Here is a 23,468-nt window from a genome sequence, read left to right as displayed (position 1 = left end):
TGTCGCAGATCTGGTGCGCAAGGGAGAGAGCGTTTGTCCGAGCAGAACTTTGACATTGTCGTCCTGGGCGGAGGCAGCGCCGGTTACGCCGCTGCGATCCGTGCCGTCGAACTCGGCATGACCGCCGTGGTGATCGAGAAGGACAAGCTCGGCGGCACATGTCTGCACCGCGGTTGCATCCCCACGAAGGCCCTCCTGCACTCGGCAGAGGTCGCCGAGGTGGCCCGCGAATCTGCGAAGTACGGCGTCAAGGCCTCCTTCGAGGGCGTCGACATCGCTGGCGTCTCGGCCTACCGCGAGGGCATCGTCGCGAGCAAGTGGAAGGGCCTGCAGGGCCTCCTGAAGGCTCGCGGCATCCCCGTCGTCGCCGGTGAGGGCCGCCTCGTCGGCACCAACGCCGTGGCCGTCGGCGACGACCGCTACGTCGGCAAGAACGTCGTGCTCGCCACCGGCTCGTACTCGCGTTCGCTCCCCGGACTCGAGATCGGCGGCCGCGTCATCACGAGCGAGCAGGCCCTCGAGCTCGACTTCATCCCCAAGAAGGTCGCCGTGCTCGGCGGCGGCGTCATCGGCGTCGAGTTCGCGAGCGTCTGGAACTCCTTCGGCGCCGACGTCACCATCATCGAAGCCCTGCCCCACCTCGTGCCCAACGAGGAGGAGACGATCTCCAAGCAGCTCGAGCGCGCGTTCCGCAAGCGCGGCATCGAGTACTCGCTCGGCGTGCGCTTCCAGAGCGTGACCCAGAACGACGACGGCGTCGTCGTGACGCTCGAGAACGGCACCACCTACGAGGCCGAGCTGCTGCTCGTCGCCGTCGGCCGTGGGCCCGTCACGCAGAACCTCGGCTACGAAGAGGCCGGCATCACGATCGACCGCGGCTTCGTCATCACGAACGACCGACTCGAGACGAGCGCCCCCGGCGTCTACGCAGCCGGCGACATCGTCCCCGGACTCCAGCTCGCGCACCGCAGCTACCAGCAGGGCATCTTCATCGCCGAGGAGATCGCGGGCCTCGCTCCGATCGTCGTCGAAGACGTGAACATCCCGAAGATCACGTACTGCGAGCCCGAGGTCGCCTCCGTCGGCTACACCGAGGCCAAGGCTGCCGAGAAGTTCGGCGCCGACCAGGTGTCGGCCTTCGAGTACAACCTCGCCGGCAACGGCAAGAGCTCGATCCTCGGCACGTCGGGTTCGATCAAGGTCGTCCGAGTCAACGAGGGCCCCATCGTCGGCGTCCACATGATCGGCGGCCGGGTGGGCGAGCTCATCGCCGAGGCGCAGCTCGCCGTGAACTGGGAGGCGTACCCCGAAGACATCGCCCCCTTCATCCACGCCCACCCGACCCAGGGCGAGGCGTTCGGCGAAGCCGTGCTGAAGCTGGCCGGCAAGCCGCTCCACGCCATCTGATCCCGTCGATCCCATCCACGACTGCAATAAGCTAGAAAGCGTTCCCACGCTGTGAAGGAGACAAGCGCATGAGCGAATCCGTCAGCCTCCCGGCACTCGGAGAGAGTGTCACTGAGGGCACGGTCACCCGCTGGCTGAAGAATGTCGGCGACCGTGTCGAGGTCGACGAGCCGCTGCTCGAGGTCTCGACCGACAAGGTCGACACCGAGATCCCGTCGCCCGTCGCGGGTGTCATCGAAGCGATCCTCGTCCAGGAGGACGAGACCGTCGAGGTCGGCACCGCGCTCGTGACGATCGGCGATGGATCGGGTGCAGCTGCTGCTCCCGCCGCGCCCGAGGCCGCAGCGCCCGCGACCGAGGCTGCTCCGGCGGCCCCTGCAGAGCCCGAAGCACCGGCTGCCCCCGCGGCGCCGGCCGCCGAGCCGGTTGCCCAGGCACCCGCAGCTCCGGTCGCCGAGCCGGTCACCCAGGCACCGGCAGCTCCTGCTGCGCCGGTCGCCGAGCCGGTCGCCCAGGCACCCGCTGCTCCTGCTGCGCCGGTCGCCGAGCCCGTTGCCCAGGCACCCGCTGCTCCTGCTGCGCCGGTCGCCGAGCCGGTCGCCCAGGCACCGGCTGCTCCTGCAGCGCCGGTCGCTGAACCCGCCGCCCAGGCGCCGGCAGCTCCCGCCGCGCCTGCCCCGACCGGTGGCTCGCACGCCGGTCCCGCCGGCTACGTCACGCCGATCGTCCGCAAGCTCGCGAACGAGCAAGGCGTCGACCTCGCCAGTGTCACCGGCACCGGTGTCGGCGGTCGCATCCGCAAGCAGGACGTCATCTCCGCGAACGTCGCGCCTGCGGCGTCCGCTGAAGCGGCTCCCGCACGTCAGCCGCTCGAGGTCTCGCCGCTGCGCGGCACCACCGTGCCGATGACGCGCCTTCGCAAGGTCGTCGCCGAGCGCGCCGTCGTCTCGATGACGTCGACCGCGCAGCTCACGACGGTCGTCGAGGTCGACGTGACCCGGGTTGCGCGCCTGCGCGACAAGGTGAAGGGCGACTTCCTCGCGAAGACCGGCAACAAGCTCTCCTTCCTGCCGTTCTTCGCCATGGCCGCGGCCGAGGCACTGCGTGCGTACCCGATCATCAACTCCACGGTCGACGGTGACAGCATCGTCTACCCGGCGCAGGAGAACATGAGCATCGCGGTGGACACCGAGCGCGGACTCCTCACCCCGGTGATCCGCGACTCGGCCGAGCTCGACATCGCCGGCCTCGCCGCGCAGATCGCCGACCTCGCCGAGCGCACGCGCAACAACCAGCTGAAGCCCGACGAGCTGTCCGGGGGCACCTTCACCCTGACGAACACCGGTTCGCGCGGTGCGCTCTTCGACACGCCGGTCGTGTTCCTGCCGCAGTCGGCGATCCTCGGCACCGGCACCGTCGTGAAGCGCCCCGTGGTCGTCTCGACCGACGGCGCCGACGCGATCGCCGTTCGCTCGATGGTCTACCTCGCACTCTCGTACGACCACCGGATCATCGACGGCGCCGACGCAGCCCGCTTCCTCACCGCCGTCAAGCAGCGGCTCGAAGAGGGCGCGTTCGAGTCGGACCTCGGCATCTAGTCGAAGATCTCTCGGAGTCGCCAACCGGCCTCGCCCCTCATCACGAGGAGCGAGGCCGGTTCTCGTTCGCCCGATGCATAGGGAACGGTGACGAGTACCGCCGAACCCATCTCGGCGGTCACGGCGGCGCCAGAAGCGTCGAACGCCGGCGGCGCGTCTCCGCCGTCGCGCGCGATGCCCATCGCCGCGACTTCGGCGGCTTCAGCAGCGGAACCGGGCTGGACGATCGACTCGAGGCATGCCAGATCGAGCCGGTCGAAGCACTCGGCACGCTGCACGAGCAGCGCCTGAACGGCAGCCACAGGGTCGTCGCCGGAGACCGCATCGAGCGAGGGCGGGTTCGTCGCCGGGTCACGCTCGGAGGTCTCGGCCACCGGCGCAGCGGTCCGGGCTCCAGTCTCGGAGGGCGCGGCATCGACCGACTTCGGCGGCACGAGCGTCAGCAGCAGGACCAGCGCTCCCCCGCCGATGAGCGAGGCGACGACGAGTGCCGGGCGTCGCCGCCGCAGCATCGCCTGCACCCCTTTCCTGACGTCCGGCGGCGCGCCTCGTGCTTCGGGAGCCTCGGCGACGTCGCCGCTCCGACGACCATCGGCGAGGAATGCAGGCCACTGCGCGAGGTCGAGGACGGCACGGATCGCGCTCCGCACCGGCGGGTCGGATGCGCCCCCGTCATCTCCGACGTACGCACCGTCGCGCCGGTCGACCCGCGTCCCGAGCTCGAGCGGCACCGTCACCCGCGAAGGCAGCCCCCTTGGAGCGGCGGCGGCGATGCCGCGGACCGGAGCCGGATCGGCGGCTGCGAAGAGCGCACGCTCGAGTTCCGCCTCGCACGGAGCGAACGGCCGCATCGAAAGACGTGACTCCACGAGATCGAGGACGTCCGCGAAGACCTCCGGTCGCTCTGTCGCCGCCACGACCTCGGCGACCAGCTCGGCAAGGGCGACGTGGCCCGCGCGAAGCAGCGGTGTGCGTTCCTGGGGCGACGCCGAGAGCCGCTCGAGCCCGCCGAGGCCGATCAGTCGGGGTCGCCCTCGGCCGTCAAGCAGCACGTCTCCGGGCGACAGCCGGGTGTGGACGAATCCACGACGCGCGAGTTCGCCGACCGCGACGGCGATCGGGGCGAGCACGGTCACCGCTTCGCCCGGGGCGAGACGGCGCTCGGCGATCACGCGGGAGATCGGGGCGCCGGCGATTCGTTCGACGGCCAGCGCGCAACGCCCGTCGTCGAGTGTCGCGATGTCGATGAGGGCGGGCAGCGACCCCGACGCATCCGTCGACATCGCCTCGATCTCGAGAGCGATCGCCGCTCCGTTCGCTGCGGCGTCGTAGACCCGCACGACCACGAGCGGCGCCGGATCCTCGGCAGGGCCGTCGACGGCCGCGAGGAAGACATCGGCACGCTCACCCGATGCGATGCGCCGGAGCAGGCGATAGCCCGCGAGCGTCGTCTCCGATGGCGGGCGTCGATCGCGCGCCGGCTCGGTGCTGCCGCCGGTACTGGAGGCGGAGTCGGGTGCCTGTCCGTGGCCACGGACCTTGCGTCTGCTGGATCGAACCATGCAGCCAGCGTGCTCCTCGATCCGCGCCGCCGAGGCACCCGCCGCATGTCTGGGGAAGCCGCCCTGTCGACGACCGCTGTCGAGGACGAGTGACCTAAGCTGGATCCCATGCTCGACATCGTCGTCACGGGGCTAAGCGCCAACTCCGTGCCGTACATCGAGGGTCTCGACCTTCAGCGCGCCGTCCATCGCGCGGTTGTCAGGGGCGAACGCCCCGACACCGTACTCCTCCTGGAGCACCCCTCCGTCTACACCGCCGGCAAGCGCACAGCGCCCGACGAACGGCCGACCGACGGGACTCCCGTCATCGACGTCGATCGCGGTGGCAAGATCACCTGGCACGGCCCCGGCCAACTCGTCGGCTATCCGATCCTTCGCCTGCCGGAACCGATCGACGTCGTCGGATACGTCCGGCGGCTCGAGGGCATCCTCATCGACGTGCTCGCGGGCATCGGTCTCGAGTCGCGTCGCGTCGACGGCAGGTCCGGCGTCTGGGTCGGGCCGCCCGGCCACGAGAACAAGATCGCCGCCATCGGCATCAGGGTCGAGAACGGCGTCACCATGCACGGCTTCGCCCTCAACGCGAGCAACGAGCTCGATGCCTACGAGCGGATCGTCGCCTGCGGCATCCGGGACGCGGGAGTGACCACGATCAGCCGTGAGCTGGGTCGCACCGTGACCCCGGCCGATCTCGTCGAGCCGATCTCCGCGCGATTCCGCGCCGAGGCGGCGATCGCCGCGTGAGCACCGCACCCGAGGGGCGCAAGATGCTGCGCCTCGAGATCCGCAATGCCCAGACGCCGATCGAGCGCAAGCCCGAGTGGATCAAGACGCGAGCGAAGATGGGGCCCGAGTACCGGGCGCTGCAGTCGCTCGTGAAGAGCGAGGACCTGCACACCGTGTGCCAGGAAGCCGGATGCCCCAACATCTACGAGTGCTGGGAGGACCGCGAGGCGACCTTCCTCATCGGCGGATCGCAGTGCACCCGGCGCTGCGACTTCTGCCAGATCGACACGGGCAAGCCCGCAGACTTCGACGCCGATGAACCCCGTCGCGTCGGCGAGTCCGTGCTGCGCATGCAGCTGCGCTACTCGACCGTCACGGGCGTCGCCCGCGACGACCTGCCCGACGGCGGCGCATGGCTCTACGCCGAGACGATCCGCGAGATCCACCGTCAGTCGCCCGGCACCGGAGTGGAAATCCTCGTGCCGGACTTCAACGGGGTGCCCGAGCTGCTGCAGCAGGTGTTCGACGCCGAACCCGAGGTGTTCGCGCACAACGTCGAGACGGTGCCGCGCATCTTCAAGCGCATCCGCCCGGCCTTCCGGTACGAGCGATCGCTCGACGTGATCACGCAGGGACGCGAGGCCGGCCTCATCACCAAGTCGAACCTCATCCTCGGCATGGGCGAGGAGCGGGACGAGGTGTCGCAGGCGCTCCAGGACCTGCACGACGCGGGGACCGACATCATCACGGTGACCCAGTACCTGCGTCCGAGCCCCCGGCACCTGCCGGTGGCCCGGTGGGTACGGCCCGAGGAATTCGTCGAGATCAAGGAGGAGGCAGAGGCGATCGGATTCCTCGGCGTGCTCGCCGGACCGCTCGTGCGCTCGTCCTACCGCGCAGGTCGCCTCTGGGCGCAGTCGATGCAGGCGAAGGGGCGACAGCTGCCCCCCGAGCTCTCGCATCTCGCCGATGCGTCGCTCGGCTTCGCCCAGGCGGTCGGCTAACGGCATCCGCCGTCTCGGACCGTGCGCAGATCGCGGTCCGAGACGGCCCTCCGCGCCGGTATCCTTGAGAACATGGCACGCACCAAGGACGCATCGAAGGCTCAGAAGGAGCCCGGCCGCATGAAGCAGATGTGGCAGGTCTTCCAGATGACCCGCCGCTACGATTCCACCGCGCAGTGGCTGATGCTCCTCGGTTTCCTCGCTCCGGTACTCGTGAGCCTGGGCCTGGCGCTCTGGCTGAGCGAGGGCAACGGCTTCACGATCGCCCTCTGGGTCGTCGCGGGCGTGCTCGCCGGCCTCCTCATCGCGCTCGTGATCCTCGGTCGTCGTGCCGAGCGCGCCGCGTACTCGCAGATCGAGGGCCAGCCCGGCGCGGTCGGTGCGGTGCTCCGCAGCGGCCTCCGCGGCGGATGGGTCGGTAACGAGATGCCCGTCGCCGTCAACGGCAAGACCCAAGACGCCATCTACCGCGCCGTCGGTCGCGGCGGGGTCGCGCTCATCAGCGAGGGTCCCGTCTCTCGCACGAAGCGCATGCTCGACGAGGAGCAGCGCAAGGTCACCCGCATTCTCCCGAACGTCCCGGTCACGCAGATCTCGGTCGGCGACGACGAGGGATCGATCGCGCTCCACAAGCTTCCCGTGACGCTCCGCAAGACGAAGAAGGCGCTCACCAAGCCCGAGGTCCTCGCGGTCTCGAACCGCCTCAACTCGCTCCAGTCCTCCCTGCCGATCCCCAAGGGCATCGACCCGATGAAGGCGCGCCCGCAGCGCGGCAAGATGCGCTGACCCGGCACTGAACGAAACGAACGCGGCATCCGATGACGGATGCCGCGTTCGTGCTTCAGGCGAGCGGATGCCTCGGCGCCGCCGGAGCGGATGGGGACCTCAGTAGCGGATGAGCACCGTGCCGGCGACCTTGTCGTGGAAGCCGCGTTGGTCGGAGTCCCACACGAGGGCCGGCACCACGATGAGCAGCAGCGCGGTTCGCTTGACCGGGCGCCAGATGCCGATCCAGCCGCCCTCGAGCGGGATGACCCGCATGCCGAGCAGTCGATGTCCGATGCTGCCGCCGATGGTCGGGATGAAGACGATCTGCAGCACGGCGAACACGAGCGGAGTGACCCAGGTGTAGGCGACCGACTCGTACGGCGTGAAGAGCAGCGAGATGAGCATCGCGCTCGCCCAATCGACGAGCAACGCGGCGATGCGGCGACCGGCTCGGGCCACGGAGCCGCGCCCTTCACTCGGCAGCCCGAGCCGCTCCCCCGGCCACCGGCTCGGCTCGAGGTCTCCGAAGGTCTGGGGTTTCGCGTCAGGCACCCGATGAGTCTACCGAGCCCCGCTGGGCGTAACATGGCCGAAACATTCCGGTCACGGGTGGGAAACGGCACCCGGCTAGCGTCGCTACCGGCTGTGAAAGTCCGTCCGGTACTAGTCCTCTTGGAGACTGCGCAAACATGTTCAGCGATTCGTCCGAAGTTCTCAAGTTCATCAAGGAGACGGATGTCAAGTTCCTCGACATCCGCTTCACCGATCTTCCGGGCGTGCAGCAGCACTTCAACATCCCGGCCTCCACTGTCGATGAAGAGTTCTTCACCGTCGGCCAGCTGTTCGACGGCTCCTCGATCCGCGGCTTCGCGAACATCCACGAGTCCGACATGCAGCTCATCCCCGACGTGACGACGGCGTACATCGACCAGTTCCGCGCCGAGCGCACGCTCATCATGGTGTTCGACATCTACAACCCGCGCAATGGCGAGATCTACTCGAAGGACCCGCGTCAGGTCGCCAAGAAGGCCGAGAAGTACCTGGCTTCGACCGGCATCGCCGACACCGCGTTCTTCGCCCCCGAGGCCGAGTTCTACATCTTCGACGACGTGCGCTACGAGGTCAACCAGCACTCGAGCTTCTACTCGGTCGACTCCGAAGAGGGCGCCTGGAACTCCGGCCGTGTCGAAGAGGGCGGCAACCTCGGCAACAAGACCCCCTACAAGGGCGGCTACTTCCCGGTCAGCCCCGTCGACAAGACCGCAGACCTGCGCGATGACATCACCCTCAAGCTCATCGACGCAGGCTTCGTGCTGGAGCGTTCGCACCACGAGGTCGGCACCGGCGGCCAGCAGGAGATCAACTACCGCTTCGACACCATGGTGCACGCGGCCGACGACATCCTGAAGTTCAAGTACATCGTCAAGAACACGGCCGACCAGTGGGGCAAGAGCGCGACGTTCATGCCGAAGCCGCTCTTCGGCGACAACGGCTCGGGCATGCACACCCACCAGTCGCTCTGGAGCGAGGGCAAGCCCCTCTTCTACGACGAGGCGGGCTACGGCGGGCTCTCCGACCTCGCGCGCTGGTACATCGGCGGCCTGCTGAAGCACGCCCCCGCGGTGCTGGCCTTCACGAACCCGACGGTGAACTCCTACCACCGCCTCGTTCCGGGCTTCGAGGCTCCCGTCAACCTCGTGTACTCGGCGGGCAACCGTTCGGCATCGATCCGCATCCCGATCACGGGCACGAACCCCAAGGCCAAGCGCATCGAGTTCCGCGCGCCGGATGCCTCGGGCAACCCGTACCTCGCGTTCGCCGCGCAGCTCATGGCGGGCCTCGACGGCATCAAGAACCGCATCGAGCCGCACGAGCCCGTCGACAAGGACCTCTACGAGCTTCCCCCCGAGGAGGCCAAGGCCATCCCCCAGGTCCCGGGCTCGCTCGGCGAGGCGCTCGACGCGCTCGAGGCCGATCACGACTTCCTCCTCGAGGGCGGCGTGTTCACCAAGGAGCTCATCGAGACGTGGATCGACTACAAGCGCGAGAAGGAGCTGAAGCCGCTGGCTCAGCGTCCCCACCCGTTCGAGTTCGAGCTCTACTACGGCGTCTGATCCTGCAGCCCCCTCTGCAGTCCCCAGGATCCGAAGCTGCATCCCCCCTGCAGCCGTAGGATCCGACCTTGGATGGGCCCGCACCGCTTCGGCGGTGCGGGCCCATTCGTCGTTCCACGGCAGCGCGACGCCAAGCACCGATCGCGGTGGGATCGCCGTCTACAGCGCGGTCCGGCTCAGCTGATGGATGGCTCGCGCCGCGGTTCGACCCCGTAGAAGCCGCGATCGAAGACGACTCGAGCGCGTCGCGTGACGTGCAGGTAGTCCTGTTCGAGCTGGGTCGCCGAGCCCGGTGGGTAGCCCATGATGCGGGCGACGCCCTCGAGCTGCGAGCGCTCGACGGGCAGCACGTCGGTCGTGCGGTCGAGCCAGAGCGTGAGGGCGGACCGGGCTCGCGAGGCGAAGATCCACGCCGCGCGAAGGGTCTCGGCATCGGATGCCTCGACGAGATCATGTTCGACCGCAGCGGCCAGCGCGTCGAGCGTCGACGTCGTGCGCAGCGCCGGAACGGCGGCGGCGTGCTGCAGCTGGATGAGCTGCACGAACCACTCGACGTCGGACAGCGATCCGCGCCCGAGCTTCAGGTGGCGGGTCGGGTCGGCACCCTGCGGCAACCGCTCGTTCTCGACGCGAGCCTTGATGCGCTTCACCTCGCGCACGTCGCGCTCGCTGATCGCCTCGGGGTATCGCACGGTGTCGGCGAGCTCGGTGAACTCTTCGATGAGTGCGCGGTTGCCGGCCACCCCGCGGGCCCGCAGGAGTGCCTGGGCCTCCCAGGTCAGCGACCACCTCGCGTAGTACGCGCGGTACGCGTCGAGTGAACGGGCGACGACGCCGTTGCGGCCCTCGGGGCGGAGATCCGCATCGAGGTCGAAGGGCAGGCGCGCGTCTTCGCTGAGGCGCACGAGTTCGGAGACGATGCGGAGCGCCCGCGAGTGGGCCGCGTCGGGCGCGGCATCCGTCGGGCGGTAGACGTAGATGATGTCGGCGTCGGAACCGATGCCGAGCTCGCGGCCGCCGAAGCGGCCCATGCCGATCACTGCGAACTCGATGCCGTCGGACTCGGCGCCGCGGATCGCGGCGACGAGGGCGGCGATGTGGTTCTCGGTGACGTCGCTGAGCGCGTGGCCGAGCTCCTCGACGGTGCAGACGTCGAGGATTCCGGACAGCGCGAGCCGCAGCACCTCACGGCGACGGATGGCGCGGAAGATCTTGGCTGCGACGTCGGGCTCCTCGTGGCGCCGCAGCACGGCCCGGCCCTCGTCTTCGAGGGCCGCGATCGATCGAGGCCGCAGCTCGTCGAGGTCTTCGAGCCACGCGACCGATTCGGGGCTGCGCTCGAGCAGTTCGGCGGTGAAACGGGATCCCGAGAGCACCCTGGTCAGCCGCAACGCCGCGTCGGAGGAGTCGCGGAGCAGCCGCAGATACCAGTGGGTCGTACCGAGGGTGTCGCTGAGACGCCGGAACGAGAGCAGCCCGAAGTCGGGGTCGGTGCCGTCGGCGAACCACGAGATGAGCACGGGCATGAGGTTGCGCTGGATCTGCGCGCGCCGCGAGACGCCGGTCGTGAGCGCCGCGATGTGGGCGAGCGCTCCACGCGGGTCACGGAAGCCGATCGCGGCGAGACGCGCTTCGGCCTGCGCGCTCGTGAGTCCGAGACCGGATGCCGGCAGCGCCGCCACAGCCGACAGCAGCGGCCGGTAGAAGAGGCGTTCGTGCAGGCCCCGCACCCGCAAGCGGGTGGCGTGCCAGACGGCCATGAGTTCGTCTGCTGTGCGACCGAGGCCCGAAGCACGGGCGAGCACGCGGAGCCGGTGCTCGTCACGGGGCATCAGGTGCGTGCGGCGCAACCGCTCGAGCTGCACCCGGTGCTCGAGCACGCGCAGCACACGGTAGTCGCGCGCGAACTCGGCCGCCTCCTCGCGGCCGACGTAGCCGAGCTCGGCGAGTGCGGCGAGGGCGGGCAGCGTTCCGCGCTGGTGGATGCCGTCGTCGGACGCGCCGTGCACGAGCTGCAGCAGCTGCACCGTGAACTCGATGTCGCGGATGCCGCCGGGCCCGAGCTTGATCTGCACGTCGACCTCGTCGGCCGGGATGTGCTGGGTGACTCGCTCGCGCATGCCCTGCACGGACTCGACGAAGCCCTCGCGACCAGAACTCGACCACACCTTCGGCGCGACGCCGGCGATGTAGCGCCCGCCGAGCTCGAGGTCTCCGGCGAGCGGCCTCGCCTTCAGCAGCGCCTGGAACTCCCAGCTCTTCGCCCACCGGTCGTAGTACTGCAGATGCGACTCGAGCGTGCGCACGAGCGCGCCGTCCTTGCCCTCGGGGCGCAGGTTCGGGTCGACCTCCCAGAGCGGTGGCTCGATGCCGGGCTCGCCGATGATGCGCATCGTCAGCATGGCGAGCCTGGTCGCGATGTCGAGCGCCCTCGGCGTGGAGACGATCTCTTCATCGGCGGACTCGGCGACGAAGATGACGTCGACGTCGCTCACGTAGTTGAGCTCGCGAGCGCCGGCCTTGCCCATGCCGATGATCGCGAGCCTCGTGGCCGCGACCTCCGCGATGGGATAACGCCCAGGCGCCGCCGGCTCCGCCGGTGTGCGGCCGACGACACGACGAGCGGCCGCGAGCGCCGCATCGAGCGTCGCGCCGGCGAGATCCGCGAGACCCGCGGCGACGACGTCGACGACGTCGACCGCATCGGCACGGGTGAGGTCGTACACCGCGACATCCGCGAGCAGCCGGCGGTACCGGATGCGGATCGCCCGAGCCGCCGCCTCCGTGAGGTCGGCGGTCGCGGCGGGGACGTCGTCGAGCGCCGCCAGCAGTGACGCACGCGCCTCGCCGACGCTCGGCGGCGGGCCCGGCACCTGCGCGAACATCGCGAGATCCGACGGGTGCCGCAGCAGGAAGTCGGCGAAGCCGCGTGACGCCCCGACGAGGCGAACCAGGCGCGCCGCGGCGTTCTCGTGCTCGAGCACTGTCGCGAGCTCGTTCGGCGCCTGTTCGCGGAGTCGCGCGACGACCGCGAGCGCCTCGTCGGGATCGGCGGCCTGGGCGAAGACCTCGAGGAGCGAGTCGAGCTCGACGCCCGTGCCGGTCGACAACGATTCGAGCGCCGACGCGGCGCCGCTCAGATCGCCGAAGCCCGCACGAGCGACTCTTCCGAGCGTGGGGGCCTGACGAGACATCCGCTGCGTCAGAGGATCTCGAGGTTGCGCTGCAGCTCGAACGGGGTGACCTCGGAGCGGTAGTCGCGCCACTCGGCCCGCTTGTTCGCCAGCACGTAGTTGAACACCTGCTCGCCGAGCGTCTCGGCGACGAGCTCCGACTCCTCCATGAGCTGCACCGCGTGATCGAGGCTCGCGGGCAGCGGGTCGTAGCCGAGTGCACGTCGCTCACGATCGGTCAGCGCCCACACGTCGTCTTCGGCCTCGGGCGGAAGCTCGTAGCCCTCCTCGATGCCCTTCATGCCCGCGGCCAGCAGCAGCGAGAATGCGAGATACGGATTCGCCGCGGAGTCGATCGCCCGATATTCGACCCGAGCGCTCTGCCCCTTGCCGGGCTTGTACAGCGGCACGCGCACGAGCGCCGAACGGTTGTTGTGCCCCCAGCAGACGAAGCTGGGCGCCTCGGCGAGCTTGTCGGGCCCGACCCCGCCCCAGAGCCGCTTGTACGAGTTCACGAACTGGTTCGTGACGGCGGTGATCTCTGGAGCGTGGGTCAGCAGTCCGGCGATGAACTGCCGGCCGACCTTGGAGAGCTGGTACTGCGCGCCGGGCTCGTAGAAGGCGTTGGCATCGCCCTCGAACAGCGACATGTGCGTGTGCATGCCACTGCCCGGTTGGCCGGAGAACGGCTTCGGCATGAACGTCGCGTAGACGCCCTGCTCGATCGCGACCTCTTTGATGACCGTGCGGAACGTCATGATGTTGTCGGCGGTCGTCAGTGCATCTGCGTAGCGCAGGTCGATCTCGTTCTGGCCGGGACCCGCCTCATGGTGGCTGAACTCCACCGAGATGCCGAGGTCTTCGAGCATGCGCACCGAGCGGCGGCGGAAGTCGTGTGCGGTGCCGCCGGGAACGTTGTCGAAGTAGCCGGCGGAGTCGACGGGCTCGGGGCCGGATGCCCCGTACTTCGACGACTTCAGCAGGTAGAACTCGATCTCGGGGTGCGTGTAGAACGTGAATCCGCGATCGGCTGCACGTGCGAGGGTGCGCTTCAGCACGTTGCGCGGGTCGGAGACCGCGGGCTCGCCGTCGGGCGTCGTGATGTCGCAGAACATGCGCGCCGTGGGGTCGATGTCCCCGCGCCACGGCAACGTCTGGAACGTCGTCGGATCGGGGTAGGCGAGCAGGTCCGACTCGAAGGTACGGCTGAGGCCCTCGATGGCCGAGCCGTCGAAGCCGATGCCCTCGGTGAACGCTCCTTCGACCTCGGCCGGCGCGATCGCCACCGATTTCAGGGTTCCGACCACGTCGGTGAACCAGAGCCTGACGAACTTGACCCCTCGCTCCTCGATCGTGCGAAGAACGAAGTCGCGCTGCTTATCCATCCACACCCTCTCTCGCACCTCTCAGCGTACTGGCTCGCGGTGCTCGCTCGCGCGCGCTCGCGAGGCTGCGACGGATGGCGCGTGTGCCAGACTTGCCCCATGTCAGGCGAGCCCCAGAACGCAGCATCCGACACGTCGGCCGGCACCGAGCAGAACCCCTACGGCGGTGCCGCCGCATCCGGAGGGCCGAAGCGCGTGCGCACCCGGCATTTCCAGAATGCCAAGCGCGACGGCATCAAGATCACGGGCCTCACGAGCTACGACCAGCTCACCGCTCGCATCTTCGACGAGGCCGGCATCGACTTCCTGCTCGTCGGCGACTCGGCCGGCAACAACGTCTTCGGCTACGAGACCACGCTGCCCGTCACGGTCGACGAACTGATCCCGCTGACCCGCGCGGTCGCCGGGGCCGTCAAGCGCGCCTTCGTCGTCGCCGACATGCCGTTCGGGTCGTACGAGAACGGCCCCGAAGACGCCCTCCACACCGCCGTGCGGTTCATGAAGGAGACCGGGGCGCACGCGGTGAAGCTCGAGGGCGGAGAGCGAAGCCACAAGCAGATCCGTCGCATCGTTGCTGCTGGAATCCCCGTGATGGCGCACATCGGCTACACGCCGCAGAGTGAACACGGCCTCGGCGGCCACGTCATCCAGGGTCGCGGCGAGGGCGTCAAGCGGCTGCTCGCCGATGCCAAGGCCGTGCAGGACGCCGGCGCGTTCGCCGTCGTGCTCGAGATGGTTCCGGCAGATGCCGCGCGTCAGGTCACCGAGCTGCTCGAGATCCCCACGATCAGCGTCGGAGCCGGCCCGCACACCGACGGCCAACTGCTCGTCTGGACCGACTGGGCGGGCCTCACGATCGGTCGTGTGCCGAAGTTCGTGAAGCAGTACGCCGACCTCTCGGGCATCCTCAGCGCCGCCGCCAAGGAATGGCGCACCGACGTCGAGGCGGGCGTGTACCCGAACTCCGAGCACTCGTACGAATAAGGCAGGCGGCGAGGCCGACCCGACGACTCAGTCTTCGGCGGCCTCTTCTTCGGCCCACTTCGCGCTGTTCGCGCGCAGGATCTCGAGCGCCCGTTCGGCCTCGGCACGAGTCTCGAAGGGCCCGACCCGATCGACCGACGGCGACACGAATCCCTGCTCCACCTCACCGGTGTTCAGGTTGTACCAGAACATGTGCTCGACATCCTCGGCCATAGGCTGATCCTATGCCCAAGGACGCCTCAGGCCACCTGATCCCCGGACGCCTGTCGCCGCTTCGAGCGGTGCCCGCCTCGATCCCGCGACCCGAGTACGTGGGCAAGCGTGCGCCCTCCCCGTACTCCGGCGGCGACCGGTACACGCCCGAAGAAGTCGAGCTCGTCCGTGCGGCCGGGCGTGTCGCGGCCGGAGCGATCGAGGCGGCGTCGGGGGCGATCCGTCCCGGCGTGACGACCGATGAGCTCGATCGAATCGCGCACGACTTCGTGGTCGCGCATGGCGCCTACCCGTCGACCCTCGGCTATCGGGGGTTCCCGAAGTCGTCGTGCACCTCGGTCAACGAGGTGATCTGCCACGGCATCCCCGACGACACCGTGCTCGCCGACGGCGACCTCGTGAACATCGACGTCACGGCGTACCTCGACGGCTACCACGGCGACCTCAACCACACGTTCGTCGTCGGCGAGGCGGACGAAGCGACCGTCCAGCTCGTCGAGCGCACCCGTGAAGCGCTGCGCCGCGGCATCCGTGCCGTCGCTCCCGGCCGCGAGGTGAACGTGATCGGCCGCGCGATCGAGGCGTACGCGAAGCGCTTCGGCTACGGCGTCGTTCGCGACTACACGGGCCACGGGGTCGGACGGGCGTTCCACTCGGGGCTGATCATCCCCCATTACGACGCCCCCGAGTTCGACACCGTGATGGAGCCGGGCATGGTCTTCACGATCGAGCCGATGCTGACGCTCGGCGGCGGCATCGAGTGGGACGTCTGGGCCGACGACTGGACGATCGTGACGCGCGACCGCTCGCTCACCGCGCAGTTCGAGCACACCCTCGTCGTCACCGAACGCGGAGCCGAGATCCTGACGCTCCCCTGAACGGCACCCGAACGGGCCCGCGATAGTGTGGCCGCTATGGCGACACAGCACGCGATCGGGATCGACATCGGCGGCACGGGCATCAAGGGCGCGGTCGTCGACCTCGGCACCGGCGAGCTCCTCTCGGATCGGCGCAAGGTCGCGACGCCCGAGGGTGGTCGCCCGACGGACATCCTGGCCGCGACCGCCGAACTGCTCGACGGTCTCTCCGACGAGTTCGGCGACGCACTCCCCCTCGGCGTGTGCTTTCCCGCGATCGTCAAGCACGGCCGCACCCTCTCGGCGGCGAACATCTCGAAGGAGTGGATCGGCCTGCCCGCCGAGGAGCTCTTCGAGGAGACGTTCGGCCGCGAGATCCACTTCATCAACGACGCGGATGCCGCCGGCTACGCCGAGGCCCGCTACGGTGCCGCCGTCGACGCCGACGGCCTCGTGATCCTGACGACGCTCGGCACCGGCATCGGCTCGGCGTTCCTCTACGACGGCGTGCTCGTACCGAACACCGAACTCGGCCACATCGAGCTCGACGGCCGCGAAGCCGAGAAGAACGCGGCCTACTCGGCGATGGAACGGGACTCGCTCGACTGGCAGGAGTGGGCGAGCCGGCTGCAGCGGTTCTACGCGCACGTGGAGTTCATCTTCTCCCCCGATCTCTTCGTGGTCGGCGGGGGCGTGTCGAAGCACCATTCCCAGTTCTTGCCGCTGCTCGACCTGAAGACGCCGATCGTGCCGGCGGTGCACCGCAACAACGCGGGCATCCTCGGCGCGGCGTCCCTCGCGGTGCACTAGGGCGGGCGTGCTACCGTACCGATGATCGTGATCGACGACCAGGAGGTGAGACCCATGAACGCAGTATCCGCAATGGGTGCTCCCCCGCAGTCCGCGATCGCGCGACTGAAGTAGTCGCAACAGGGAGCGCCCCACACGCAATTCGCGAAAGGCGACTCCCATGCACACGACATCTTCAACGCACGACCACCACTCGCGAGCCCTGGTGCTCGCCGGCGCCGGCGCGGCCGGCAACGCCTGGCAACTCGGGTTCATCGCGGGCCTGTTCGACGACGGCGTCGATCTCACCGAAGCCGACGTCATCATCGGCACGTCCGCGGGATCGACGGTGGCTGCCCAGATCACGAGCGGCACCCGGCCGGCCGAGCTGTACGCGCCCATCCTCGCCGAGCCGCACCAGCCGCAGGCAGCCTCCGTCGGATCCGATCAGAGGCGGGCACCGGCGCTCTCGGGGCCGGACTACATGGCGTGGTCGAGCCGGATCATCGACTCTGCTGCTGATGCGAGCGACATGCGTCGACGCATGAGCGCTGCAGCGCTCGACCTCGATTCCTCCGACGGCTCGGATGCGTCCCGCTGGCGCGACATCGTCGCCGCCCGGCTTCCCAACCACGACTGGCCGCGGCAGCGCGTGCTCATCCCCGCCCTCGACGCTCGCACGGGCGAACCGGTCGTGTTCGACCGCGAGAGCGGAATCAACCTGGTCGACGCCGTCGCCGCCAGCACCTCGGCCCTGACGCCGTATCGCATCGGAGACGACCGTTATCTCAACGGCGGATACCGTCGCAGCTCGAATGCCGACCTCGCGGCCGGGTACGAACGTGTTCTCGTGCTGGAACCGTTCAGCGGGAGGTCGCGAACGCCCGCCGAGTGGGGTTTGGACCTCGCAACGCAGGTCGACGAACTCCGAGCGGGCGGCAGCCTGGTCGAGACGGTCTTCCCGGATGCCGCCTCGGGCGACGTGTTCAACGCCAACGCGCTCGACCCGGCAACCCGCCGTCCGGCGGCGCGAGGCGGCTACGACCAGGGTCGATCCCTCGCAGCGGCGCTCGCCGAGTTCTGGAGCTGACGCTCGGCAGGGCCCTCTCGGGAGATGGTGCCGCCAGTCGCTGTGCGAAGAGTGCGAATGGGCCGGCTGATACGCCGGGTTCTGTTCACCGGGCGCTTTCGCGACACCGGCTGGACGGCCATCTCTCTCGGGACTACGTTGCCGCAGCCCTCCAGCGGTCCACCCGGGAACGGGACGGGCAGCCCCATCGTTCCCTGTCTGACCTTGCTCCGGACGAGGTTTACCGAGCCGACCGCGTCACCGCGGTCGCTGGTGGGCTCTTACCCCACCGTTTCACCCTTACCCGGCGCTTGCGCGCCGGGCGGTCTGCTTTCTGTGGCACTGTCTCGCGGGTTGCCCCGGGTGGGAGTTACCCACCGTCCTGCCCTGTGGAGCCCGGACGTTCCTCGGCGCACGATCGAAACCGTGCGACGCGACCGTCTTGCCGACCCACTCGCGGTTCAAGTCTATCGTCGGCGGCCGGGACCGGATCGCCGAGGCATCCGATCGCCGACGACCGTTGCCCGATCCCCGGGGTCGGGTGCGGCTCAGAGACCCGACTCGTCGGTTCGCACGAGGATGCGATCGCACTCGGGGCACAGCACCACCTCGTCGGGCGCTGAGCGACGGACCGACTCGAGGTCGGAACCGGTGAGCGTGATCCCGCAGCCACCGCAGGTGCGGGCCCGGAGGAGCGCGGCTCCGACTCCCCCGCCGCGCACACGACGCTGCTCGTAGAAGGCGAGCAGCGGCTCGGCGACGCCCTCGGCGACGACGGCACGATCGCGTTCGGTCTGCTCGCGCTGGACGCCGAGATCCCCGGCAGCCTCGTCGCGCTCGGCCTCGAGCGCCGCCACCTCGGTGACGATCGCCTCGCGCTGCAGGTCGATGCTCGAGACGGCCACATCGGCCTCCTCGACCCGCTCCATCACCACGAGCTCTTGCTCTTCGAGGTCGTTCAGCCGCCGTCGGAGCGAGGCGAGCTCGGACTCGAGCGCCGAGACATCCTTCACTGACGAGGTGTGCTGCAGGCGCTCGCTGTCGCGCGCGATGCGGGCCTCGACGACGGCGACATCGGACTCGAGGCGCTTGAGTTCGACGCGGGCGTCTTCGAGCGTGCCGAGCGCCTCGGCACGCGTGCCGCGCACGGCCTGGTCGCGTGCCGCGAACTCGGCGAGCCGGCCGGCCTGCGGCAGCGAGCCGAGCTTGTGCGCGAGCTGCGCGAGGCGGGTGTCGAGGGATTGCAGTCGCAGCAGCTGTTCCTGTTCGGCGGGGCTGGCCTTCACGTGGTGCTCCTCAAGGGATCGGGTCGTCGGTGAGGACGGGGGTCGGTGGGGCGGCTGGTCACTGCACGATCTGGAAGTCCCAGGGATCGGTGCGCAGTTCGGAGACGGTGACGGTGAGCTCGGGGTGGGCTGCACGCAACTGCGCGGCCGCGACGTCGAGCCAGAGCCACTCGCTCGCCCAGTGGGAGACATCGAGCAGCGCCGGTCCGCCGGTGAGCTTCGCCTGCTCGCGTGCTTCCGACGCGGGATGGTGGCGGAGGTCGGCGGTGATGTACGCGTCGGCGCGGCGCACCGCGGGGTCGCCGAGCAGCGAATCGCCGGCGCCGCCGCAGACGGCGACCGTCTCGACGGGGTCGTCGAAGCCGCCTGAGACGCGCACGCCCGTCGCCGTCGGAGGAAGGAGGTCGGCGAGCATGCGTGCGAGACGACCGACGGTCGTGGGTTCGGGCAGGCGACCGACGCGGCCGAGCCCGAGCGACGGGTCGGTCGACGGCTGGATGGGCGTGGTCTCGACGAGCCCGAGGCGGTCGGCGAGCACTGCGGAGGTGCCCGCGGAGACGACATCCGCGTTGGTGTGGGCGGTGACCAGTGCGCACTCCGCACGGATCAGTCGCGCGAGCAGCGAGCCCTTGTACCGGTCTTCGGCGATCGAGGTGACGCCGCGCAGGAGCAGCGGATGGTGGGCGATCACGAGGTCGGCACGCTCGGCGATCGCCTCGTCGACGGTCTCGACCACGGCGTCGACCGTGAAGAGCACTCGCCGCACCGGGGCGCTCGGGTCGCCGGTCACGAGCCCCGGCGAATCCCACGACTCCGCACCCGCGGTCGGCCAGAGACGTTCGATCGTCGTCAGCAGGTCGGCGAGGGTGGCGGTCACCCGCTCAGCCTACCTTCGGAGCACCGTCTCGGTCTGCTGCGGCATCCGTCATCGCCGTCCGGTCCCTGCGCTCTCGAGTGCAGCGGTCGAGGATGCCGCGGGGTTCACAGCTCCTCCAACGGAACCCGCTCATCGGCGAGACGCAACGGGTCGACGTGGTTGCCGCGACGGATGACGCCCTGCACCGCTTCGTTGACGTCCCACACGTTGACGTTCATGCCCGCGACCACCCGGCCGTCGGCGATCCAGAATGAGATGAACTCGCGGGCCGCCCGATCGCCGCGGTACACGATGTCGGCGCCGCCTGCGAGCGGACCGAAGCCCGAGTACTCCATGCCCAGGTCGTACTGGTCGGTGTAGAAGTACGGGATGTCGTCGTAGGAGACCGGGATTCCGAGCATCGAGCGGGCGGCAGCGGCGCCGCCGTGCAGGGCGTTCGCCCAGTGCTCGCTCCGGAGTCGTATGCCGGCCAGCGGCTGATACGCCTCGGCGATGTCGCCCGCCGCGTAGACATCGGGCAGATCGGTGCGGAGGGCGGCGTCGGTGAGCACCCCCGAGTCGATCGCGACGCCGGCGTCCCGGGCCAGGTCGAGATTCGGGATCGCGCCGACCCCGACCAGCACGAGGTCGGCGGCGAAGCGCTCGCCGCTGTCGAGTCGCACACCCGTGGCGCGGCCGTGCTCGCCCGTGATCTCGGAGACGACCACTGAGGCTCGCAACTCGACGCCGTGCTCGACGTGCAGTTCGGCGAACATGCCTCCGAGCTCATCGCCGAGCGCGTTCGCGAGCGGCACCGGATCGCGCTCGAGGATGGTCACCTCGTTGCCGAGGGTACGCGCCGTCGCGGCGACCTCCATGCCGATCCAGCCGGAGCCGATCAGCACGAGTCGCCGTCCGCCGTCGGCGAGCTCGTCGTGCAGCGCCTCGGAGTCGTCGAGCGTGCGGAGCGTCCGCACGCCGTGCAGATCTGCGCCGGGGATCGTCAGCCGCCGAGCGGTCGACCCGGTCGCGAGCAGCAGCGCGTCGTACTCGAGCGGCGGCCCGGAGTCGAGGTGCACGCGATGGGCCACCGGATCGAACGAGGTGGCCGTGGTGCCGAGTCGGAGGTCGATCAGGTGTCGGCGGTACCACTCCGGCGACTCGACGAACACCGAATCGCGATCGGCGGCGCCGGCGAGGAAGTCCTTCGACAACGGCGGACGGATGTACGGATGATGCGCCTCGCTCGCGATCAGGTGGATGCCGCCGTCGAAGCCCTCCTCTCGGAGTGTCTTCGCCGCGGTGGCGCCGGCGAGTCCCCCGCCGACGATGACGAAACTCGGCGCCTGGGTCACGATGGTCCGCCTCTCGATGCGATTCGAGCACATCTCATGTTCCCGACCCTACGAGTCGCGATTTCTTAAGTCAACGACGCTTGTTTTAGATTCCTTCTTTCGTCAGGAAACCCTGTTTTAGAGTTAGGATGTCGCGCATGGACGACTCCGCACGTCAGGACGACCTCGCGGCGGTCGCCTCGATCGCCGACCCGCAACGACGGGCTCTCTTCGAGTTCGTGGCGAGGCATCCGGAGCCCGTCGGGCGCGACGAAGCAGCCTCCGCCCTCGGCATGGCGCGCGGAACGGCGGCGTTCCACCTCGACCGGCTGGTGGAGGCGGGCCTCCTCCGCACCGAGTTCCAGCGTCGGAACGGTCGCACCGGTCCTGGCGCCGGTCGCCCCGCGAAGCTCTACCGCGCGATGCCCGGCGAGATCTCGGTGTCGGTGCCCGAGCGTCACTACGACCTCGCGGCAGAGCTGCTGAGCCGCGCGGTGGAGGAATCCGATCGGGCGCGCACGCCGATCGGCCCGACACTCGAGCGCGTCTCGGCGAGGCTGGGGCGTGCGCTCGGCGGTGCCGCCGACTCGATGCCGGCGGTGCTCGAGCGGCTCGGCTATGCGCCCGTCGACGACGGCGACGACGGCATGCTGCTCACCAACTGCCCGTTCGATCGTGTGGCGCGCAACCACACCGCGACCATCTGCGCGGCGAACGCGGCGCTGCTCGACGGCGCGGTCCGCGGTCTCGGTGAGCGCGACGTCGCAGCCGTGCTCGAGCCTCGCGACGGCTACTGCTGCGTGCGACTGAGATCGACGCGGCAGGGCGCTTCGACCAGCCATCGGACGACCGAGGCGTGAGGCTCGGAGAACCCGACCACGTGTCGTCGGGGACCACCCTCGGTTCCGGTGGGCCCTGCCGGGCTCGAACCGACGACATCCACGGTGTAAACGTGGCGCTCTACCAACTGAGCTAAAGGCCCGCGACCGCGCGCGGCGCACGCCAATGCTACCGCGGGCTGCCTAGACTCACGGCCATGGAGCCGATGCAGCAGCATCCGAGCCGGAGCACGCCGACGGAGCACCGGTGGCCCTCCGTCGTCGCCCTCGTCGTCGCGCTGGGCCTCTACGCGGCGCTGCCGAACGAGTTCCTCGGCCCGCAGCGCTTCATCGTCGTCGTCTTCGGCGTCGCCCTTCTCGTGCCGCTCGTCGTCACCAACCCGCACCGGCTCACGCGACGGTCGACGTTCACGAAGTGGGTGTCCATCACCCTCGCCGGCGGTCTCGTCGTCGCGAACCAACTCACGCTCGTGCTCCTGCTCGCGGCACTCGCCGGTGGGGATGCCGACGACGCCCACGGACTGCTCCTCGCCGCGCTGCAGATCTGGGTCGCGAACGTCATCGGCTTCACGCTGCTGTACTGGGAGCTCGATCGCGGCGGCCCGGTCATGCGCACCATGGAAGCTCGTGCCGACCTGCCTCCGGCCGATTTCCGCTTCCCGCAGGACGAGGACGACGACGCCGTCACCGAGGTCGCGGCGCGCTCGTCTGCGGTGCGCGACTGGATGCCGCGATTCGTCGACTACTTCTACACCGCCCTGTCGAACTCGATGGCGTTCAGCGCGACCGACGCGATGCCGCTCTCGCCGCGATTCAAGCTCCTGATGGCGCTCCAGGCATTCGGCGGGTTCCTCATCCTCGCGCTCGTGATCGCCCGCTCCGTCAACATCCTCGGCTGACGTCCGAGGCGGTACGAGCGAGCGGATGCCGCATCTGCTCGCTCAGAGCGCCGCGAGCGCCTGCCGATACTGATCGAGCGACCTGGCCTCGCCGCGAGGGGTCGCGAAGCTCGCGGCGACCATCCCGTCGGCGTCGATCACGAACGTCGCCCGTTCGGCGAGCCCGGTGCCGGCATCGAACGCGCCGAACGAGTCCGCGACCGCGCCGTGCGGCCAGAAGTCCGCGAGCAGCGGGAAGTCGTAGTCCTCGCGTTCGGCCCACGCGCGCAGGGTGTGCTTCGAGTCGACGGAGATCGCGTGCAGCGCGACATCCGGCCCCTCGAACATGGCGATGTTGTCGCGCAGCTCGCAGAGCTCGCCATGGCAGATGCGCGAGAAGGCCAGTGGGAAGAAGACGAGCGCGACGGGGCGACCGCGGAGCCCGGAGAGCCGCACGGGCTGGCCGAACTGGTTCACGAGCGTGAAGTCGGGCGCAGCAGCGCCGGGAGCGAGGATCACGGGACGGCTTCCTTCCGCGGGACGTTCGGTCGACCGGGGCCTCAGCCTAGCCCCCACCTCGCGGGCATAGAATCACTAGGATGGCGTGGTGCCACCCGGCCGTGAAC

At 69.4% G+C, this 23,468-nt stretch carries 21 protein-coding genes, 1 tRNA gene and 1 other RNA gene; 12 read left to right on the top strand and 11 right to left on the bottom strand.

All coding sequences use genetic code 11. The annotated features are described in order from the left end of the window. Positions 1–33 precede the first annotated feature (33 nt). Together lpdA and ESP57_RS01275 are read left to right on the top strand one after the other, a co-directional pair. Entirely contained in the window at positions 34–1,407 is a 1,374-nt protein-coding gene (gene lpdA / locus ESP57_RS01280; protein WP_129230307.1) for a dihydrolipoyl dehydrogenase, read from the top strand. Between the two features lie 68 nt (positions 1,408–1,475). Continuing rightward, positions 1,476–3,005: a 2-oxo acid dehydrogenase subunit E2 gene (locus ESP57_RS01275; protein WP_129230304.1), complete on the top strand. Its 1,530-nt coding sequence runs from the start codon at positions 1,476–1,478 to the stop codon at positions 3,003–3,005. Here ESP57_RS01275 and ESP57_RS01270 read toward each other — a convergent pair. After that, the gene (locus tag ESP57_RS01270) at positions 3,002–4,567 is read right to left on the bottom strand and encodes a serine/threonine-protein kinase (RefSeq protein ID WP_129230302.1); all 1,566 of its coding nucleotides are present in this window, start codon (positions 4,565–4,567) and stop codon (positions 3,002–3,004) included. The two genes, ESP57_RS01275 and ESP57_RS01270, sit on opposite strands and share 4 nt — an antisense overlap. Before the next feature lie 108 nt (positions 4,568–4,675). On the opposite strand from ESP57_RS01270, the gene lipB reads away from it, so the two are divergent. The 3 genes from lipB to ESP57_RS01255 all read left to right on the top strand — a co-directional run bounded on the left by lipB (position 4,676) and on the right by ESP57_RS01255 (position 7,083). Further along, positions 4,676–5,311, top strand: a complete 636-nt coding sequence (gene lipB / locus ESP57_RS01265; protein WP_129230300.1) for a lipoyl(octanoyl) transferase LipB — start codon at positions 4,676–4,678, stop codon at positions 5,309–5,311. Further along, positions 5,308–6,297, top strand: a complete 990-nt coding sequence (gene lipA, locus ESP57_RS01260; protein WP_207904457.1) for a lipoyl synthase — start codon at positions 5,308–5,310, stop codon at positions 6,295–6,297. The genes lipB and lipA overlap by 4 nt, the downstream gene beginning before the upstream one ends. A gap of 72 nt (positions 6,298–6,369) precedes the next feature. Continuing rightward, positions 6,370–7,083 (top strand): DUF4191 domain-containing protein, encoded by a 714-nt coding sequence (locus ESP57_RS01255; RefSeq protein WP_129230298.1) that lies wholly within the window; start codon positions 6,370–6,372, stop codon positions 7,081–7,083. A 99-nt stretch (positions 7,084–7,182) separates the two neighbouring features. Here the strand turns inward: ESP57_RS01255 and ESP57_RS01250 are convergent, their stop codons facing one another. Continuing rightward, positions 7,183–7,617 carry an RDD family protein gene (locus ESP57_RS01250; RefSeq protein ID WP_129230296.1) on the bottom strand — a complete coding sequence of 145 codons (435 nt, stop codon included), beginning with the start codon at positions 7,615–7,617 and terminating at the stop codon, positions 7,183–7,185. A gap of 137 nt (positions 7,618–7,754) precedes the next feature. Here ESP57_RS01250 and glnA point away from each other — a divergent pair, with 137 nt between their 5' ends. After that, entirely contained in the window at positions 7,755–9,179 is a 1,425-nt protein-coding gene (glnA, locus tag ESP57_RS01245; RefSeq protein WP_056008646.1) for a type I glutamate--ammonia ligase, read from the top strand. 176 nt (positions 9,180–9,355) lie between these two features. Here glnA and ESP57_RS01240 read toward each other — a convergent pair whose 3' ends face one another. Together ESP57_RS01240 and ESP57_RS01235 are read right to left on the bottom strand one after the other, a co-directional pair. Beyond that, on the bottom strand, positions 9,356–12,373 hold the full coding sequence (locus ESP57_RS01240; protein ID WP_129230294.1) for a bifunctional [glutamine synthetase] adenylyltransferase/[glutamine synthetase]-adenylyl-L-tyrosine phosphorylase: 3,018 nt from the start codon (positions 12,371–12,373) through the stop codon (positions 9,356–9,358). Positions 12,374–12,381: 8 nt separating this feature from the next. Then, positions 12,382–13,737, bottom strand: a complete 1,356-nt coding sequence (locus ESP57_RS01235) for a glutamine synthetase family protein (RefSeq protein ID WP_115958064.1) — start codon at positions 13,735–13,737, stop codon at positions 12,382–12,384. A 99-nt stretch (positions 13,738–13,836) separates the two neighbouring features. On the opposite strand from ESP57_RS01235, the gene panB reads away from it, so the two are divergent. Next, positions 13,837–14,721, top strand: coding sequence for a 3-methyl-2-oxobutanoate hydroxymethyltransferase (gene panB, locus ESP57_RS01230; RefSeq protein ID WP_056008636.1), 885 nt, complete (start codon positions 13,837–13,839; stop codon positions 14,719–14,721). A 27-nt stretch (positions 14,722–14,748) separates the two neighbouring features. On the opposite strand, the gene ESP57_RS01225 is transcribed toward panB, so the two are convergent. Next, a complete protein-coding gene (locus ESP57_RS01225) occupies positions 14,749–14,934 on the bottom strand; it encodes an SPOR domain-containing protein (RefSeq protein ID WP_056008634.1) in 186 nt (61 codons plus the stop codon). Positions 14,935–14,945: 11 nt separating this feature from the next. On the opposite strand from ESP57_RS01225, the gene map reads away from it, so the two are divergent. From map to ESP57_RS01210, 3 genes are all read left to right on the top strand, one after another. Then, positions 14,946–15,812, top strand: coding sequence for a type I methionyl aminopeptidase (gene map / locus ESP57_RS01220; RefSeq protein ID WP_129230292.1), 867 nt, complete (start codon positions 14,946–14,948; stop codon positions 15,810–15,812). A 36-nt stretch (positions 15,813–15,848) separates the two neighbouring features. Continuing rightward, complete coding sequence (ppgK, locus tag ESP57_RS01215; RefSeq protein ID WP_056008627.1) at positions 15,849–16,601, top strand: polyphosphate--glucose phosphotransferase; 753 nt, start codon at positions 15,849–15,851, stop codon at positions 16,599–16,601. A gap of 160 nt (positions 16,602–16,761) precedes the next feature. After that, the gene (locus tag ESP57_RS01210) at positions 16,762–17,670 is read left to right on the top strand and encodes a patatin-like phospholipase family protein (protein ID WP_129230290.1); all 909 of its coding nucleotides are present in this window, start codon (positions 16,762–16,764) and stop codon (positions 17,668–17,670) included. A 54-nt stretch (positions 17,671–17,724) separates the two neighbouring features. On the opposite strand, the gene rnpB is transcribed toward ESP57_RS01210, so the two are convergent. The 4 genes from rnpB to ESP57_RS01190 all read right to left on the bottom strand — a co-directional run bounded on the left by rnpB (position 17,725) and on the right by ESP57_RS01190 (position 21,146). Continuing rightward, an RNA gene (gene rnpB / locus ESP57_RS01205) (RNase P RNA component class A) lies at positions 17,725–18,102 on the bottom strand. Positions 18,103–18,197: 95 nt separating this feature from the next. Further along, positions 18,198–18,935: a zinc ribbon domain-containing protein gene (locus ESP57_RS01200; RefSeq protein WP_129230288.1), complete on the bottom strand. Its 738-nt coding sequence runs from the start codon at positions 18,933–18,935 to the stop codon at positions 18,198–18,200. A gap of 58 nt (positions 18,936–18,993) precedes the next feature. After that, positions 18,994–19,812, bottom strand: coding sequence for a Nif3-like dinuclear metal center hexameric protein (locus tag ESP57_RS01195; protein ID WP_129230286.1), 819 nt, complete (start codon positions 19,810–19,812; stop codon positions 18,994–18,996). 104 nt (positions 19,813–19,916) lie between these two features. Beyond that, positions 19,917–21,146, bottom strand: coding sequence for an NAD(P)/FAD-dependent oxidoreductase (locus ESP57_RS01190; RefSeq protein WP_243648363.1), 1,230 nt, complete (start codon positions 21,144–21,146; stop codon positions 19,917–19,919). 137 nt (positions 21,147–21,283) lie between these two features. On the opposite strand from ESP57_RS01190, the gene ESP57_RS01185 reads away from it, so the two are divergent. Then, the gene (locus ESP57_RS01185) at positions 21,284–21,985 is read left to right on the top strand and encodes a helix-turn-helix transcriptional regulator (protein ID WP_207904455.1); all 702 of its coding nucleotides are present in this window, start codon (positions 21,284–21,286) and stop codon (positions 21,983–21,985) included. A gap of 49 nt (positions 21,986–22,034) precedes the next feature. Here the strand turns inward: ESP57_RS01185 and ESP57_RS01180 are convergent. Continuing rightward, a tRNA-Val gene (locus ESP57_RS01180) sits at positions 22,035–22,107 on the bottom strand. 54 nt (positions 22,108–22,161) lie between these two features. On the opposite strand from ESP57_RS01180, the gene ESP57_RS01175 reads away from it, so the two are divergent. Further along, the gene (locus tag ESP57_RS01175) at positions 22,162–22,863 is read left to right on the top strand and encodes a hypothetical protein (RefSeq protein WP_243648362.1); all 702 of its coding nucleotides are present in this window, start codon (positions 22,162–22,164) and stop codon (positions 22,861–22,863) included. A 42-nt stretch (positions 22,864–22,905) separates the two neighbouring features. On the opposite strand, the gene ESP57_RS01170 is transcribed toward ESP57_RS01175, so the two are convergent. Beyond that, positions 22,906–23,358: a peroxiredoxin gene (locus ESP57_RS01170; protein ID WP_129230844.1), complete on the bottom strand. Its 453-nt coding sequence runs from the start codon at positions 23,356–23,358 to the stop codon at positions 22,906–22,908. Positions 23,359–23,468 lie beyond the last annotated feature (110 nt).

This window comes from Agromyces fucosus (assembly GCF_004134865.1).
GTDB classification, from domain to species: Bacteria; Actinomycetota; Actinomycetes; order Actinomycetales; family Microbacteriaceae; genus Agromyces; species Agromyces fucosus.
This window is presented reverse-complemented; position numbering and strand designations above follow the sequence as displayed.